We start from the raw sequence: 15,158 nt of genomic DNA, 5'->3' as shown, positions 1-15,158 counted from the left end.
TTCGATGGAACGACGGAGCGTGACCCTCGCTTCTTTACGGGCTCGATCGCCCCAAGGGGTTCCGGGCTACGCTCCGCCACCGCTCCGGACACTCTAGCAACGACCGAGCGCGATGGCGCCAAGTTACAAGGGGTCCAGGGGAATTCATTCCCCTGGCCTGCCGCTGCCTTCTCTTCGAATGATTACTCTGAAGGCACCAGCAACGACGCCGCTGCCTGCGCCGCGATACCTTCGCCCCGCCCGGTGAACCCCAGCTTCTCCGTCGTCGTCGCCTTCACCGAGACCCGCGTCACCGGGATCCCCAGCAGCTCCGCCAGGCGGGCGCGCATGGCCTCCGCGTGCGGGGTGATCTTGGGCTTCTCGCAGATCAGCGTAACGTCGACATGGGTCAGGATGGCGCCGCGGGCGGCCACCCGGCTGGCGGCGTGGCGCAGGAAGCGGGCGCTGTCGGCGTCCTTCCATTCGGCCTCGCTGGGCGGGAAGTGGCGGCCGATATCGCCCTCGGCCAACGCGCCGTAGATGGCGTCGCAGAGCGCGTGCAGCCCGACATCGGCGTCGGAATGGCCGTCCAGGCCCAGCGGGTGCGGGATGGTCACGCCGCAGAGGACGAGGGGGCGGCCTTCCACCAGGCGGTGGACGTCGAAGCCGGTGCCCATGGCGGGCAGATAGCGGGGCAGCAGGGCGGCCTCGGCGCGGGACAGGTCTTCCGGATAGGTCACTTTGAGGTTGGTCTCCGAACCGGGCAGCAGGGCGACGGGCAGGCCGGCCGCTTCCAGCAGGGCGGCGTCGTCGGTGGCCTCTTGCCCGGCGGCGCGGTGCGCGTCCAGCAGGGGGCCGAAGCGGAAGGCCTGGGGCGTCTGGGCGCGGTAGAGGTTTTCGCGCGGCACTGTTTTTTCAATGGCGCCGTCGCGGCCGAGCTTCAGCGTGTCGCTGACCGGCTGGGCGGGGATGGCGCCGGGGTAGGTTTCCAGGGCGGCCAGAAGGGCGGGAATCGTGCCGCGCGGCAGGATCGGGCGGGCGCCGTCATGGACGAGCACCAGGGCAGGGGGCTCGGCCAGGGTGGCGAGCGCCTCGAGGCCGGCGCGGACGCTGGCCTGGCGGGTGGAGCCGCCCTCGACCGCGGGCAGGCAGGGCAGGCCGGCCAGGATCTTTTCCACTGTCTCCGCCTCGCCGGCGGGGACGACAGGGAGAAGAAAATCGACGGCGCCGTCGGCCAGCAGGGCCTCGGCGGCGTGGCGCAGCACGGGGCGGCCGAGCAGCGGCAGATATTGCTTCGGCCGGTCGGCGCCGAAGCGCTGGCCGCGGCCGGCGGCCATCAGAAGGGCGATCACGGGCATGGCGCGGACCCTATCCGGGCCGGGCGCCGCGCGACAGGGGGCAGGGCTCTGCGCCGGGCGCGGGCCGGCCGTGCCGCATGGCTGGGCGGTTGCGCATGGACGCGGCGGGCCGCAGCGACTAGATTGCCCAAATCATGAGCATCGACCCCAGCAATCCCACGGCACTCCCCCCGGCTGCGCCGCCGCGGCTGCGGCCGATCATGGTCGGGCCGATCCGCATCGAGGCGCCGGTGATCCTGGCGCCGATGTCGGGCGTCTCCGACCTGCCCTTCCGCCGGCTGTGCCGCGAATTGCAGGCGCCGATGGTGGTCAGCGAGATGATCGCCAGCCAGGCCATGGTGCGGGAGAACAGGCAGACCCGGAAGATGGCCGAGGTGGACGGCTTCGGCGGCCCGACCAGCGTGCAGCTGGCCGGCTGCGACCCGGCCGTGATGGCCGAGGCGGCGAAGCTGGTGGTGGACCAGGGGGCGGCCATCGTCGACATCAACTTCGGTTGCCCGGTGAAGAAGGTGGCGATCGGCCAGCAGGCCGGCAGCGCGCTGATGCGCGACGAGATCGGCGCCGCCCGCATCCTGGAGGCCGTGGTCAAGGCGGTGTCGGTGCCGGTGACGCTGAAGATGCGCATGGGCTGGGATCACAACAGCCTGAACGCGCCGCGGCTGTCGAAGATCGCCGAGGAATGCGGCATCCAGCTGATCACCGTGCATGGCCGCACCCGGCAGATGCTCTACACCGGCACCGCCGACTGGGCCTTCGTCGCCAAGGTGAAGGCGGCGATCGGCCTGCCGGTCATCGTCAATGGCGACATCCTGACGCCGGAGCACGCCGCCGAGGCGCTGCGCCAGTCGGGCGCCGACGGGGTGATGATCGGCCGCGGCTGCTATGGCCGCCCCTGGGTGCTGGCCCGCACCGCCGCCTATCTGACCACCGGGGAAGACCTGCCGGAGCCGGACCTGGCGACGCAGTACCAGGTGCTGCTGCAGCACTACCATTCCATGCTGGAGCATCACGGGCTGCATCCGGGCGTGCGGCTCGCCCGCAAGCACCTGGCCTGGTATTCCAAGGGCCTGCCCGGCTCGGCCGAGTTCCGCGTGGCGGTCAACCGCGCCGAGACGCCCGAGGCCGCCCTGGCCCTGCTCGCCGAATTCTACCTGCCGCTGATCGAGCAGGGGGTCGAGGCGGTGCGCGACTCCTTCCGCGAGGCCGGCGAGGCCGAGGGAGACCAGCTCGCCGCATGAATACCCCCATCGCCTCGCGCCGGCCGATGCGCGGCCTGGAGGGCAGCCCGGCCCTGCCGGATCAGGTCGCCCTGCTGGCCGCCTTGCCGGTGCCGGTGGTGCTGCTGGATGCCGGCAACCGCTTCCGCTTCGCCAACCCCGCCGCCGAGCAGTTTTTCCAGTTGTCCTCGGCCAATCTGGCGCAGATGGGGCTGGGCGAGCTGATCCCGCCGGACAGCCGGCTGTTCGCCCTGGTCGACCAGGTGCGCTCGCTGGATGCGCCGGTCTCCGACCATGACCTGACGCTGGACAGCCCGCGGCTGCACCGCACCGGCGTCACCGCGCATGGCGCGCCGCTGCCGGAGCTGTCGGGCGCCGTGGTGCTGACGCTGCAGGATGGCAGCAAGGCGCAGAAGCTGGACCGCCAGCTGAACTTCCGCGGCGCCGCGCGCGGCGCCTCGGCGATGGCGGCGATGCTGGCGCATGAGGTGAAGAACCCGCTGTCGGGCATCCGCGGCGCGGCGCAGCTGCTGGAGCAGTCGGCCAGCGAGGATGACCGCGAGCTCTGCACCCTGATCCAGGACGAGGCGGACCGCATCCGCAACCTGGTCGAGCGCTTCGAGATGTTCTCCGAGCGCCCGGTGGAGCGCGCCGCGGTCAATATCCACGAGGTGCTGGACCATGTCCGCCGCATCGCCGCGCGCGGCTTCGCCAGCCACCTGCGCATCGTCGAGGATTACGACCCCTCGCTGCCGCCGGTCTTCGCCAACCGCGACCTGCTGGTGCAGATCCTGCTGAACCTGGTGAAGAACGCCGCCGAGGCGGTCGACCCGCAGGGCGGCGAGATCCACCTGTCGACCGCCTATCACCACGGGGTGCGCATCGCCGTGCCGGGCTCGCGTGAGCGGGTGCACCTGCCGCTGCAGGTCAGCGTGCGCGACAACGGCCCCGGCATCCCCGAGGAGGTCGCCTCCACCCTGTGGGAGCCCTTCGTCACCACCAAGCGCGGCGGCCAGGGCCTGGGCCTGGCGCTGGTGGCCAAGCTGGTGGCCGACCAGGGCAGCCTGATCGAATGCGACACCCGCCCCGGGCGGACCACCTTCCGCCTGTCCCTGCCGATGCCGCCCGCCGACACCCCCGCCCCGCGCAAGACACGAGACGCATGACCGAGACCCGCACCATCCTCGTGGCCGATGACGATCGGGCCATTCGCACCGTGCTGTCCCAGGCGCTGGGGCGCGCCGGCTACACCGTGCGCGCCACCTCCTCCGCCGCCACGCTCTGGCGCTGGGTGGAGGAGGGCATCGGCGACCTGGTGATCACCGACGTGATCATGCCGGACGAGAACGGCCTGGACCTGGTGCCGCGCATCAAGCGGGTGCGGCCGGAGCTGCGCGTCGTGGTGATGTCGGCGCAGTCGACCTTCATGACCGCGGTCAAGGCGGCGCAGCGCGGCGCCTTCGAATACATGCCCAAGCCCTTCGACCTGAAGGAGCTGCTGGCCGTCGTCGCCCGCGCTTTGACCGCGCCGGCCGTCGCCGTCCCGCAGGAGGACGAGGGCGAGACCGAGCGCCTGCCGCTGATCGGCCGCTCGACGGCGATGCAGGAGATCTACCGCACCGTCGCCCGGCTGACGACGACCGACCTGACGGTGATGATCACCGGCGAGAGCGGCACCGGCAAGGAGCTGGTCAGCCGCGCGCTGCACGATTATGGCCGCCGCCGCACCGGGCCGTTTGTGGCCATCAACATGGCCGCCATCCCGCGCGAGCTGATCGAGAGCGAGCTGTTCGGCCATGAGCGCGGCGCCTTCACCGGCGCGCTGTCGCGCGGCGTCGGCCGCTTCGAGCAGGCGGCCGGCGGCACGCTGTTCCTCGACGAGATCGGCGACATGCCGCCCGAGGCGCAGACCCGCCTGCTGCGCGTGCTGCAGGAGGGCGAGTTCACCACGGTCGGCGGCCGCAACCCGATCAAGGCGAATGTCCGCATCGTCGCAGCCACCCATCGCGACCTGCGCCAGGCGATCCGCCAGGGCATGTTCCGCGAGGACCTTTTTTACCGATTGAACGTGGTGCCGATCCGGCTGCCGCCCTTGCGCGAGCGGGCGGAAGACATTCCGCTGCTGGCGCGGCACTTCCTGGATCGCGCCAAGGCCGCCGGCCTGCCGGGCAAGCAGCTGGACCAGGGCGCCGTCGACCGGCTGCGCCAGCATTCCTGGCCCGGCAATGCGCGCGAGCTGGAGAACCTGATGCGGCGGCTGGCCGCGCTCTACCCGCAGGAGGTGATCGGCGGCGACGCGGTCGGCGCCGAGCTGGCCGAGGCCGAGCCGGTGGCCGAGATGGAGGCCCGCGCCTCGGAGACGCTGGAGCAGGCGGTGGAACGCCACCTGTCCAGCTTCGTCGCCGCCCAGAAGGACGGGCTGCCGGTGCGCGACCTGTATGAACGGGTGCTGGCCGAGGTCGAGCGGCCGCTGCTGCGCCTGGCGCTGGCCGCGACCCGCGGCAACCAGATCAAGGCCGCCGCCATGCTCGGGCTGAACCGCAACACGCTGCGCAAGAAGATCCGGGAGCTGGATCTGCCGGTGGTGCGCGGCCTGTCGTGAAACGCCCGGCCGCCGCCCGCGGCGAGGGCCGCGCCGATCTGGACGCGCCGGGCACGGAGAGGCCCTCGCTCGCCCGGCGGGTGCTGGACGCGCTGCTCGGCCGCGCCATGACCCTGGCGCTGGCGGTCGGCGCCCTGCTGCTGGGCATCGGCACCTTCACCCTGCTGTCCGGCGGCAGCCCCTTCGGGCCGACCAAGCCGGGGCAGGTGGTGGCCATGGTGCTGGTCAACGCCGCCTTCCTGCTGCTGCTGCTGGTCTCGCTGACGGCGCGGCTGGTGCGCGTCTGGGCCGAGCGACGGCGTGGCTCGGCGGGCTCGCGGCTGCATGTGCGGCTGGTCATGCTGTTCAGCGTGGTGGCCGTGGTGCCGGCGCTGCTGGTCGCCATCTTCGCCGCCATCTTCTTCAACCTCGGCATCCAGGCCTGGTTCAGCGACCGCGTGCGCGACACGCTGGAGGCCAGCCTCGTCGCCTCCCGCGCCTATCTGGACGAGCACCGCAACACCATCCGCGCCGATGCGCTGGCCATGGCCGCCGACCTCAACCGGGCGGGGCGGCTGCTGGATGAGAACCAATATGCGTTCGCCCAGATCCTGGCGACGCACACGGCGCTGCGCGGGCTGACGGATTCGGTGGTCTTCGAGCCGGTGCTGAACCGCGTCATCAGCCATGCCGGCCTGACCACGACCACCGTGCTGGACCCGCTGCCGGCCTGGTCGATGGAGCTGGCCCGCAATGGCGAGGTCGCCGTGCTGCCCGGCGAGTCGGAGGAGGGCCGGGTGCGCGCCCTCGTCGAGCTCGATATCGGCCAGGGCCTGTTCCTGCTGATCGGCCGCCCGGTCGATCCCGGCGTCATCGAGCACATGCGCCGCACCGAGCTCGCCTTCCAGCAATATGACGAGCTGGACCGCAACCGCGGCGGGCTGCAGGTCACCTTCGCCATGATCTTCGCGATCGCGGCGCTGCTGGTGCTGATGGCCGCCGTGCTGATCGGCCTGGTCATCGCCAACCAGATCGCGCGGCCCCTGTCGCGGCTGATCGTCGCCGCCGAGCGGGTGCGCAGCGGCGACCTGTCCGTCCGGGTCGCCGAGGGCGGCGCCGAGGATGAGGTCGGCACCCTGTCCCGCGCCTTCAACCGCATGACCAACCAGCTGGCCGCCCAGCGCAGCGAGCTGATGGAGGCCTATCGCCAGATCGACGAGCGCCGCCGCTTCACCGAGACGGTGCTGTCCGGCGTCTCCGCCGGCGTCATCGGACTGGACGCCGAGGCGCGCATCAACCTGCCCAACCGCTCCGCCAGCGAGCTGCTGGGCCTTGAGCTCGAGGCAGGCCTCGGCCAGCCGCTGGCCGAGGTCGCGCCCGAGTTCGCTGCCCTGCTGGAGCAGGCGCTGGCGCAGCCGGAGCGCACCCGCACGGCGGAAATCCGCATAGGCCCGGCCAGCGAGCGCCGCACCCTGCTGGCGCAGATCGGCGCCGAGCTGCAGCGCGGCCAGGTGGTCGGCTTTGTCATCACCTTCGACGACATCACCGAGCTGCTCTCCGCCCAGCGTAAGGCGGCCTGGGCCGATGTGGCGCGGCGCATCGCGCATGAGATCAAGAACCCGCTGACGCCGATCCAGCTCTCCGCCGAGCGGCTGAAGCGGCGCTATCTGAAGCAGATCACCAACGACCCCGAGACCTTCGTCGCCTGCACCGACACCATCGTCCGCCAGGTCGGCGATATCGGCCGCATGGTCGACGAGTTCAGCGCCTTCGCCCGCATGCCGCAGCCGGTGATCCGCCCCGAGCCGATCGACCAGATTGCGCGCGAGGCGCTGATCCTGCAGCAGAACGCGCATCCCGATATCGGCTTCTCCACCCGCATCCCCGAGGCCGCGCCGCGCATCCCCTGCGACCGCCGGCTGATCGGCCAGGCGCTGACCAACCTGCTGGCCAATGCCGCCGACGCGGTGGTCATGCGGCTGCAGGCCGAGGCGGGCGAGGGGCCCGATGGCACCCCCGATGGCACCCCCGATGGCGCCCCGGGCCAGCCGCCGGAGAACCAGGAGCCGGGCCGTATCACGCTGTCCGTCGAGGAGGCCGGGGACTGGGTGACGCTGGCCGTCGAGGACAATGGAATAGGCCTGCCGCAGGGCGAGGAGCGCGAGCGCCTCACAGAACCGTATGTGACGCACAAGCCGAAAGGGACCGGCCTTGGTCTTGCCATCGTGAAGAAGATCATGGAGGACCACGGGGGCAGGCTGTTGCTGACCGAGCGGGAAGCGGCCGATGGTCATCCCGGCCGCGGCACCCGGGCAGCCCTGGTCCTGCCGCGACGCAGCGCGGCAACGGCCAACAACACGGGCCCGCATGCGGGAACCGACGTGACTGGTAGAACGGAGATGCAGCGGCATGGCGCATGATATCCTGATCGTCGACGACGAACCGGACATCCGCGCGCTGATCGAGGGCATCCTGTCGGATGAAGGCTACGACACGCGGGTCGCGCAGAATTCCGATGTGGCGCTGACCGCCTTCCGCGCGCGGCGGCCGAACCTCGTCATCCTCGACATCTGGCTGCAGAATTCCCGCCTCGACGGGCTCGGCATCCTCGAGGCGATGCAGCGCGACGACCCTTCCGTGCCGGTGGTGATGATCTCCGGCCACGGCACCATCGAGACGGCGGTGCAGGCGATCCAGCAGGGCGCCTACGACTTCATCGAGAAGCCGTTCAAGTCCGACCGCCTGCTGCTGATCGCCGAGCGCGCCCTCGAAGCCGCCCGCCTGAAGCGGGAGGTCAGCGAGCTCAAGCTGCGCGCTGGCGCCGAGACCGAGCTGCTCGGCGCCTCGCCGCAAATCGCCCAGCTGCGCGGCGCCATCGAGCGGGTGGCGCCGACCGGGTCCCGCGTGCTGATCGCCGGCCCCGCCGGCGCCGGCAAGGAGGTCGCGGCCCGCATGATCCATGCGAAGTCGCGCCGCGCCGCCGAGCCCTTCGTCGCGCTGAACTGCGCCACGCTGAACCCGGCCCGCTTCGAGGAGGAGCTGTTCGGCGTCGAGGCCGGCGCCGACCCGCAGGCCGCGCCACGCCGCGCCGGCGTGCTGGAACGCGCCCATGGCGGCACCCTGCTGCTCGACGAAGTGGCCGACATGCCCCTGGAAACCCAGGGAAAGATCGTCCGCGCCCTGCAGGAGCAGGGCTTCGAGCGCGTCGGCGGCGCGACCCGCGTCAAGGTCGATGTCCGCGTCATCGCCACCACCAACCGCGACCTGGCCGCCGAGATCGCCGGCGGCCGCTTCCGCGAGGATCTTTTCTACCGCCTGGCCGTGGTGCCGCTGCGCGTGCCCGCGCTGCGCGAGCGGCGCGAGGACGTCCCCGTCCTGGCGCGGCACTTCATGGCCCGCTCGGCCGAGACCTCCGGCGTGCCGGCCCGCGAGCTGTCGGAAGACGTCCTCGCCGCCATGCAGGCCTATGACTGGCCCGGTAACGTCCGCCAGCTGCGCAACCTGGTCGACTGGCTGCTGATCATGGCCCCCGGCGGCGCCGGCGAGCCGATCCGCCCCGAGATGCTGCCGCCGGAAGTGGGCTCCGCCGCGCCCGCCGCGCTGAAGCTCGACCGGTCGAGCGAAATCATGACCCTGCCGCTGCGCGAAGCCCGCGAGCTGTTCGAGCGGCAATACCTCGAGGCCCAGCTGCTGCGCTTCGGCGGCAATATCAGCCGCACCGCCAACTTCGTCGGCATGGAACGCTCGGCGCTCCATCGCAAGCTGAAGTTCCTGGGCGTGCAGGCCGAGGACAAGGCGACCCCGGCATAAAGACAAGGAAGGTCGGGGGGAGGTATCCCCCCGAGCACCCTTCTATTTTTGTCCACGGGGCCATTGCCGCGGCAGCGCTTCGGGGCGAACCTGCCGGCCACTCACCACCAGCACGAGAGACCAGGGCATGTCCCGCATCGCCTATGTGAACGGCCGCTACGTCCCGCAACGCGACGCCAGCGTGAATGTCGAAGACCGCGGCTACCAGTTCGGCGATGGCATCTACGAGGTTGTCCACCTCTACAACGGCCGCTTCATCGACGAGGACCGCCACCTCGACCGCCTCGAGCGCTCGCTGCGCGAAATCCGCCTGCCCATGCCGCTGACCCGCGCGGCGCTGTCCACCGTGCTGCTGGAAGTCGCCCGCCGCAACCGCGTCACCGAAGGCCTGCTCTACATGCAGGTGACCCGCGGCGTCGCCCGCCGCGACCACCCGTTCCCCGCCAAGCCCGTGCCGCCGGCGCTGGTCATCACCGTCAAGCGCATCAACCCCTATCCGGCCAGCATCGAGAACTGGGGCGGCGCCGCCATCACGCTGCCCGACCTGCGCTGGGCCCGCCGCGACATCAAGAGCGTCAACCTGCTGCCCAACGTGCTCGCCCGCCAGGCCGCGCGCGAGCAGGGCGCCATCGAGGCCATCCTCTACGAGGAAGCCACCGGCACCATCACCGAGGGTGCGGCCACCAGCTTCTGGATCGTCGACGCCGCGGGCGCCATCCGCACCCGCGCCCTGTCGCACGCCATCCTGCCCGGCTGCACCCGCGGCGCGCTGATGGCCGAGCTCAGGCAGGCCGGCATCGCCTGGGACGAGCGCGACTACACGCTCGAGGACCTGAAGCAGGCGCGCGAGGCCTTCATCACCTCGGCCACCTCCTTCGTGAAGCCGATCCTGAAGATCGACGGCGCGCCCGTGGGCGACGGCAGGCCCGGCCCGATCACCCGCCAGCTCTTCGAGATCTTCGCCCGCCACGTGAAGGGCCCGGCCCGGAACGCGGCGTGAGCCTGCCCCTGCTGCCGCGCCCGACCGCCATCCTCTGGGACTGGGACAACACCCTGGTCGATGCCTGGGCCGGCGTGCAGGCGGGGATGAACGCGGCGCTGCGCGGCTTCGGCCTGCCGGAATGGACCATCGAGGAGGTGAGGGCGCGCGCCCGCCTGTCGCTGAAGGACGCCTTCCCGGCGATCTTCGGCGAGGATTGGGAACGCGCCCGCACCCTGTTCTACGCCGAGGTCCGCGCCCGCCACCTCGACGTGCTGACGCTGATGCCCGGCACGCTCGAGGCGCTGGACGCGGCGCGCGCCTTCCCGCTCGCCGTCGTCTCCAACAAGCAGGGCGCGATCCTGCGCGCGGAGGCCGCGCATCTCGGCTGGACGGAGCGCTTCGGCGCGCTGGTGGGGGCAGGGGATGCCGCCGCCGACAAGCCCGCCGCCGATCCGGTGCTGATGGCGCTGCGGCAGCTCGGCGTCGAACCGGGCCCCGATGTCTGGTTCGTCGGCGACACCGGCGTCGACATGCAGGCCGCCCGCGCCGCCGGCTGCAGCGCTGTGCTGCTTGGTGATGCATCCCATGACGGCGGGGCGGCCTCAGTGGCCAAGGATGCGGCATTCGCGGACGGCCATGCGCTGGCAGCCTGCCTGCACGGCCTTGCCAAGACCCCCCCGCCTGCGTGATCTTGCGGGCGAACCGGCGGGCAGCCCCGCACGCCGGGGCGAAGCCCTGCCCGCTGCCCGGACCCTGAAGCCGGTCGGCACAAAAACGCTGGCTCGCCAAGAAAAAGAAGGACCGAGCCTCATGGCCGCCGAGAAGTCCCAGAACGTGCAGGACGTGTTCCTGAATCATGTTCGCAAAAGCAAAACTCCCGTGACCATCTTTTTGGTCAATGGCGTCAAGCTGCAGGGTATCATTACCTGGTTTGACAATTTCTCCGTCCTGCTTCGCCGGGACGGGCACACCCAGCTGGTCTACAAGCACGCCATCAGCACCGTCATGCCGGGCGCGCCGATCATGCTGTTCGATGCCGCCGCGGCTGGCGCCGGCGCCGCCCCTGCCCAGGGAACTGGCGCGGGTGCCGGCACCGTCTCCGTGACGCGCGAAGGCACCATGACACTGCAACGCGAGGTCAACCCTGTCGGCTCCTCCGACTGACAACGGCACGGGCCGCGGCAAGCCGACGCTTGCCGCGGTGCTTCTGCCGCATGATCGCCCCCAGCGCCCTGCCGGCGCCGAGGGGGTGCTGGCCTTCCCCGAATCCCGCGCCGCCAACCGGGCGGCCGAGGCGCGGCTGGCCGAGGCCGTGGGCCTCGCCGCCTCGATCGGGCTGACCATCGTCCACAGCGCCGCCTTCCCGCTGCGCGCCCGGCGTCCCGCGACCCTCATCGGCGAAGGCCAGGTGGAGCTCGCCCATGCCGCGATCGAGGAGAACCAGGTCGGCGTCGTCGTCGTCGATGCGGCGCTCACCCCGGTGCAGCAGCGCAACCTGGAACGCGCCTGGGGCTGCAAGGTCATCGACCGCACCGGGCTGATCCTGGAGATCTTCGGCGAGCGCGCGCGCACCCGCGAAGGCTCGCTGCAGGTCGAGCTGGCGCATCTGGAATACCAGCGCACCCGGCTGGTCCGCAGCTGGACCCACCTGGAGCGCCAGCGCGGCGGCTTCGGCTTCCTCGGCGGCCCGGGTGAATCGCAGATCGAGATCGACCGCCGGCTGATCGGCGAGCGCATCGTCAAGCTGAAGCGCGAGCTGGAGCAGGTGCGCCGCACCCGCGGCCTGCACCGCGCCGCCCGCACCCGCGTGCCGTTCCCGGTGGTCGCCCTGGTCGGCTACACCAATGCCGGCAAGTCGACGCTGTTCAACGCGCTGACCGGCGCCGGCGTCTATGCCCAGGACCAGCTCTTCGCCACGCTCGACCCGACCATGCGGGCGATCAAGCTGCCCAGCGGCCGCACCGTCATCCTGTCCGACACCGTGGGCTTCATCAGCGACCTGCCGACCCAGCTGATCGAAGCCTTCCGCGCCACGCTGGAGGAGGTCGCCGCCGCCGACATCATCCTGCATGTCCGCGACGTCGCCCATCCCGACACCACCAGCCAGCGCAACGACGTCATCGGCGTGCTGGCCGAGATGGCGGAGGGGCCCGACCCGGCGCTCGACGAGAACTGGCAGGCCCGCACCATCGAGGTGCTGAACAAGGCCGACCTGCTCGGCGGCGTGGCCGGCGTGCCGGGTGGCGACGATGCCGCCTCGGTCGCCGTCTCGGCGCTGACCGGCGAGGGGCTGGACCCGCTGCGCGCCGCCCTCGACGCCCGGCTGGCGGCGGGAATGGAGACGGCCGAATACGCGCTGCCGCCCAGCGACGGCGCCCGCATCGCCTGGCTCTACCAGCATGGCGAGGTCCTCATCCGCGAGGATGGCGACGAGACGATCCACCTGACGGTGCGCCTGTCGCCCGCCGACCGTGCCCGCTTCGAGCAACCTGGCTGATCGGATCCCGATGCGCTTCACCACGACCGAGGCGAGCGCGCTCGCCGAGACGCTGCGCGACGCCGCGCGGACGGAAATCCTGCCGCGCTTCCGCCGCCTGGCGCCCGGGGCCATCCGCGCCAAGTCCGGCCCGCTGGACCTGGTGACCGACGCCGACGAGGCGGCCGAGCGCCAGATCACCGCGGCGCTGCACGCCCGCTACCCCGGCTGTCTGGTGGTGGGCGAGGAGGCCTCGGCCAGCGACCCGACGCTGCTGGGCAGGCTGGCGGCGGCGGACCTGGCCTTCGTCGTCGACCCGGTCGACGGCACGGCCAACTTCGCCGCCGGCGTGCCGCTGTTCGGCTGCATGGCGGCCGCGGTGGTGAAGGGCGAGGTGGTCGCCGCCTGGATCCACGACCCGATGGGCGACGACACCGCCATCGCGCTGCGCGGCGAGGGCGCCTGGATCGAGGCCCCCGACGGCCACCGCCACGACCTGAAGGTCGCCGAGCCCGCGCCGCTGAACAAGATGATCGGCGCCGTGTCCTGGACCTGGATGGCCGAGCCCGTCCGCAGCCAGGTCACCGCCCGCCTGCCGCGCCTGGCCGGCGGCGTGCAGTTCCGCTGCGCCGCCCACGAGTACCGCCTGATCGCCTCGGGCGGGGCGCATCTGGTGGTCTACAACCGCCTGATGCCCTGGGACCACCTGCCAGGCTGGCTGCTCCACCGCGAGGCCGGCGGCTACAGCGCCCGCTTCGACGGGAGCGAATACCGGCCTGAGCATACCGGCGGCGGGTTGATCGCGGCGCCGGACAAGGCGTCGTGGGTCGAGATCAGGGAAGCGTTGCTGGAAGGCATCTAAGAAAAGGGCAGGGGTAGGCCAGGGGAATGAATTCCCCCGCGGCGCAGTGCGCCGCGCCCGTTCTTTTTTCTGTCAGACTGCCATGTCCACGTGACGACAGTACGTGAAACGGCCCAGTGTCAGCGCGACCTGTAATCGAGCGCCATAGAATAGAAAAAAGATGGGGGCTCGGGGGAATTCATTTCCCCGACCTTTTCTCTTCCTTCTTTACTTCCTGCCATTCTTCTTCCATTCGCGCCAAGCCTGCATCCGCCAGGGAAACGCCCGAAGCGGCGAGGCGGTTCTCCACGGCCGTGAAGCGCCGCTCGAACTTGGCGTTGGCGCCGCGGAGGCAGGCTTCCGGGTCCAGGTCCAGCTTGCGGGCCAGGTTGGCCAGGACGAAGAGCATGTCGCCCAGCTCATCGGCCATGCGGGCGCGGTCGGCGGCGGGCAGCTCGGCTTTCAGCTCGGCCACTTCCTCGTCCAGCTTGTCCAGCACCGAGGCGGCGTCGGGCCAGTCGAAGCCGACGCGGGCGGCGCGGCGGGTCAGCTTCTGGGCGCGGGTCAGGGCGGGCAGGGCGGTCGGGATACCGGCCAGCGTCCCGGTCTCGGCGCGGGCCTGGCGCTCGGACTGCTTCTGCTTTTCCCAGGCCTCGTTCTGCGCCGCCACGTCGCGGGCGGCGGCGTCGCCGAAGACATGCGGGTGGCGGCGGATCATCTTGTCGGCGATGCCGCGGGCGACCTGGGCGAAGTCGAAGCTGCCATCCTCGCTGGCCAATTCGCTGGCCATCTGGGCGTGGTAGACCACCTGGAACAGCAGGTCGCCGAGCTCGTCCTGCAGCGCCGGCAGGTCCTGCCGCGTGATGGCGTCGGCGACCTCGTAGGCTTCCTCGATGGTGTAGGGCGCGATGGTGGCGAAGGACTGCTCGCGGTCCCAGGGGCAGCCGTCGGGCGCCCGCAGGCGGGCCATGATCGCCAGCAGCCGGGCGAGCTCGGCCTCGGGGGCTTGCAGCGAGGCGGGGGGCAGGAGGTTGTCGGCCATGGCGGGCGATCCTGGGGCGGTCTCGGGGCGCCGGTCTGCCGGTCATCCGCGAGACGTATAAGGAAGATTATGTAAAGCGAGCGATATCCAGGACGCGACCGTCATGGGCCGCCTCGACGCCCTCCGGCAGGTTCGCCTGCAGCCAGGCCCAGTCCAGGTCGTGGCCCATATGGGTCAGCACGGTGCGGCGCGGCTTCAGCCGCGCCACCCATTGCAGCACCAGCTCCAGATTGGCGTGCACCGAATGCGGCTTGCGCTGGAAGCAGCCGACGATCCAGGTGTCGAGGCCCTCGAGCTGCGCCAGGCTTTCCTCGGGCATGACGACCACGTCGGTCGAATAGGCGAAGTTGCCGATGCGCAGGCCCAGCGTGTCCATGACCTTGTGGTCCTGGCGGAACAGCTGCACCGGGAAGCCGGCGATCTCCACCGCCTCGCCTGCCCTGACCACATGCGGCGTCAGCGCCGGGCGGTAGAAGACCGGCGGCGTCGGCGGGCGGAAGATGTAGTCGAAGCGCGCCTTGAGCTCGGCCAGCGTCTCGGCCGTGGCGTAGACCGGGATGGCCTCGCCGATGGCGCGGTTCAGCGGGCGGAACTCGTCGAGGCCCATGATGTGGTCGGCATGGCCATGGGTGACCAGCAGCGCGTCGACGCGGGCGATGCGGTTGTCCAGCAGCTGGCGGCGCAGGTCGGGCCCGGCATCGACCAGCAGGCGGCGGCCATTCCCGGCCTCGATCAGGATCGAGGCGCGCGTGCGGGCGTTGCGGCGCTCGGCCGGGTCGCAGACGCCCCAGTCGCCGGCGGCATCCGCCCCGCCCAGCTGCGGCACGCCGGCCGAGCCGCCGCAGCCCAGGATGGTTACCTTCAAATCCAAG

13 protein-coding genes are annotated in these 15,158 nt (G+C 71.3%); 10 read left to right on the top strand and 3 right to left on the bottom strand.

The genetic code is table 11. The features are described from left to right. Positions 1-182: 182 nt before the first annotated feature. The gene (locus GVN67_RS12760; protein ID WP_159996450.1) at positions 183-1,337 is read right to left on the bottom strand and encodes a bifunctional 2-C-methyl-D-erythritol 4-phosphate cytidylyltransferase/2-C-methyl-D-erythritol 2,4-cyclodiphosphate synthase; all 1,155 of its coding nucleotides are present in this window, start codon (positions 1,335-1,337) and stop codon (positions 183-185) included. Between the two features lie 134 nt (positions 1,338-1,471). On the opposite strand from GVN67_RS12760, the gene dusB reads away from it, so the two are divergent. The 10 genes from dusB (at position 1,472) to GVN67_RS12710 (ending at position 13,265) form a co-directional block, all read left to right on the top strand. After that, the gene (dusB, locus tag GVN67_RS12755) at positions 1,472-2,575 is read left to right on the top strand and encodes a tRNA dihydrouridine synthase DusB (RefSeq protein ID WP_159996448.1); all 1,104 of its coding nucleotides are present in this window, start codon (positions 1,472-1,474) and stop codon (positions 2,573-2,575) included. Further along, positions 2,572-3,720, top strand: a complete 1,149-nt coding sequence (locus tag GVN67_RS12750; RefSeq protein WP_159996446.1) for a nitrogen regulation protein NR(II) — start codon at positions 2,572-2,574, stop codon at positions 3,718-3,720. Before dusB ends, GVN67_RS12750 begins: the two co-directional genes overlap by 4 nt. Continuing rightward, entirely contained in the window at positions 3,717-5,156 is a 1,440-nt protein-coding gene (ntrC, locus tag GVN67_RS12745; RefSeq protein ID WP_159996444.1) for a nitrogen regulation protein NR(I), read from the top strand. The genes GVN67_RS12750 and ntrC overlap by 4 nt, the downstream gene beginning before the upstream one ends. 38 nt (positions 5,157-5,194) lie before the next feature. Next, positions 5,195-7,555, top strand: coding sequence for a PAS domain-containing sensor histidine kinase (locus tag GVN67_RS12740; protein ID WP_235035272.1), 2,361 nt, complete (start codon positions 5,195-5,197; stop codon positions 7,553-7,555). Then, complete coding sequence (locus GVN67_RS12735) at positions 7,545-8,945, top strand: sigma-54 dependent transcriptional regulator (protein ID WP_159996442.1); 1,401 nt, start codon at positions 7,545-7,547, stop codon at positions 8,943-8,945. Before GVN67_RS12740 ends, GVN67_RS12735 begins: the two co-directional genes overlap by 11 nt. A gap of 127 nt (positions 8,946-9,072) precedes the next feature. Beyond that, positions 9,073-9,945: a D-amino-acid transaminase gene (locus GVN67_RS12730; protein ID WP_159996440.1), complete on the top strand. Its 873-nt coding sequence runs from the start codon at positions 9,073-9,075 to the stop codon at positions 9,943-9,945. Beyond that, on the top strand, positions 9,942-10,616 hold the full coding sequence (locus GVN67_RS12725; protein ID WP_159996438.1) for an HAD family hydrolase: 675 nt from the start codon (positions 9,942-9,944) through the stop codon (positions 10,614-10,616). The genes GVN67_RS12730 and GVN67_RS12725 overlap by 4 nt, the downstream gene beginning before the upstream one ends. A 121-nt stretch (positions 10,617-10,737) precedes the next feature. Continuing rightward, positions 10,738-11,091, top strand: coding sequence for an RNA chaperone Hfq (gene hfq / locus GVN67_RS12720; protein WP_159996436.1), 354 nt, complete (start codon positions 10,738-10,740; stop codon positions 11,089-11,091). Between the two features lie 37 nt (positions 11,092-11,128). Further along, positions 11,129-12,424: a GTPase HflX gene (gene hflX / locus GVN67_RS12715; protein ID WP_235035271.1), complete on the top strand. Its 1,296-nt coding sequence runs from the start codon at positions 11,129-11,131 to the stop codon at positions 12,422-12,424. A 10-nt stretch (positions 12,425-12,434) separates the two neighbouring features. Further along, positions 12,435-13,265: an inositol monophosphatase family protein gene (locus GVN67_RS12710; RefSeq protein ID WP_159996434.1), complete on the top strand. Its 831-nt coding sequence runs from the start codon at positions 12,435-12,437 to the stop codon at positions 13,263-13,265. A gap of 178 nt (positions 13,266-13,443) precedes the next feature. On the opposite strand, the gene mazG is transcribed toward GVN67_RS12710, so the two are convergent. Continuing rightward, positions 13,444-14,286: a nucleoside triphosphate pyrophosphohydrolase gene (gene mazG, locus GVN67_RS12705; protein ID WP_159996432.1), complete on the bottom strand. Its 843-nt coding sequence runs from the start codon at positions 14,284-14,286 to the stop codon at positions 13,444-13,446. A gap of 67 nt (positions 14,287-14,353) precedes the next feature. Beyond that, complete coding sequence (locus GVN67_RS12700; protein ID WP_159996454.1) at positions 14,354-15,151, bottom strand: MBL fold metallo-hydrolase; 798 nt, start codon at positions 15,149-15,151, stop codon at positions 14,354-14,356. Positions 15,152-15,158: the final 7 nt, after the last annotated feature.

Source organism: Roseomonas sp. 18066, from assembly GCF_902706185.1.
Taxonomy (GTDB): domain Bacteria; phylum Pseudomonadota; class Alphaproteobacteria; order Acetobacterales; family Acetobacteraceae; genus Pseudoroseomonas.
Note: the sequence above shows the minus strand (reverse complement) of the source record. Positions and strands in the feature narration are given on the sequence as shown.

Excerpts from the sequence above, each read along its gene's own strand:
- GVN67_RS12760 (WP_159996450.1), bottom strand. The coding sequence starts at position 1,337 with ATGCCCGTGATCGCCCTTCTGATGGCCGCCGGCCGCGGCCAGCGCTTC.
- dusB (WP_159996448.1), top strand. The coding sequence starts at position 1,472 with ATGAGCATCGACCCCAGCAATCCCACGGCACTCCCCCCGGCTGCGCCG.
- GVN67_RS12750 (WP_159996446.1), top strand. The coding sequence starts at position 2,572 with ATGAATACCCCCATCGCCTCGCGCCGGCCGATGCGCGGCCTGGAGGGC.
- ntrC (WP_159996444.1), top strand. The coding sequence starts at position 3,717 with ATGACCGAGACCCGCACCATCCTCGTGGCCGATGACGATCGGGCCATT.
- GVN67_RS12735 (WP_159996442.1), top strand. The coding sequence starts at position 7,545 with ATGGCGCATGATATCCTGATCGTCGACGACGAACCGGACATCCGCGCG.
- GVN67_RS12730 (WP_159996440.1), top strand. The coding sequence starts at position 9,073 with ATGTCCCGCATCGCCTATGTGAACGGCCGCTACGTCCCGCAACGCGAC.
- hfq (WP_159996436.1), top strand. The coding sequence starts at position 10,738 with ATGGCCGCCGAGAAGTCCCAGAACGTGCAGGACGTGTTCCTGAATCAT.
- GVN67_RS12710 (WP_159996434.1), top strand. The coding sequence starts at position 12,435 with ATGCGCTTCACCACGACCGAGGCGAGCGCGCTCGCCGAGACGCTGCGC.
- mazG (WP_159996432.1), bottom strand. The coding sequence starts at position 14,286 with ATGGCCGACAACCTCCTGCCCCCCGCCTCGCTGCAAGCCCCCGAGGCC.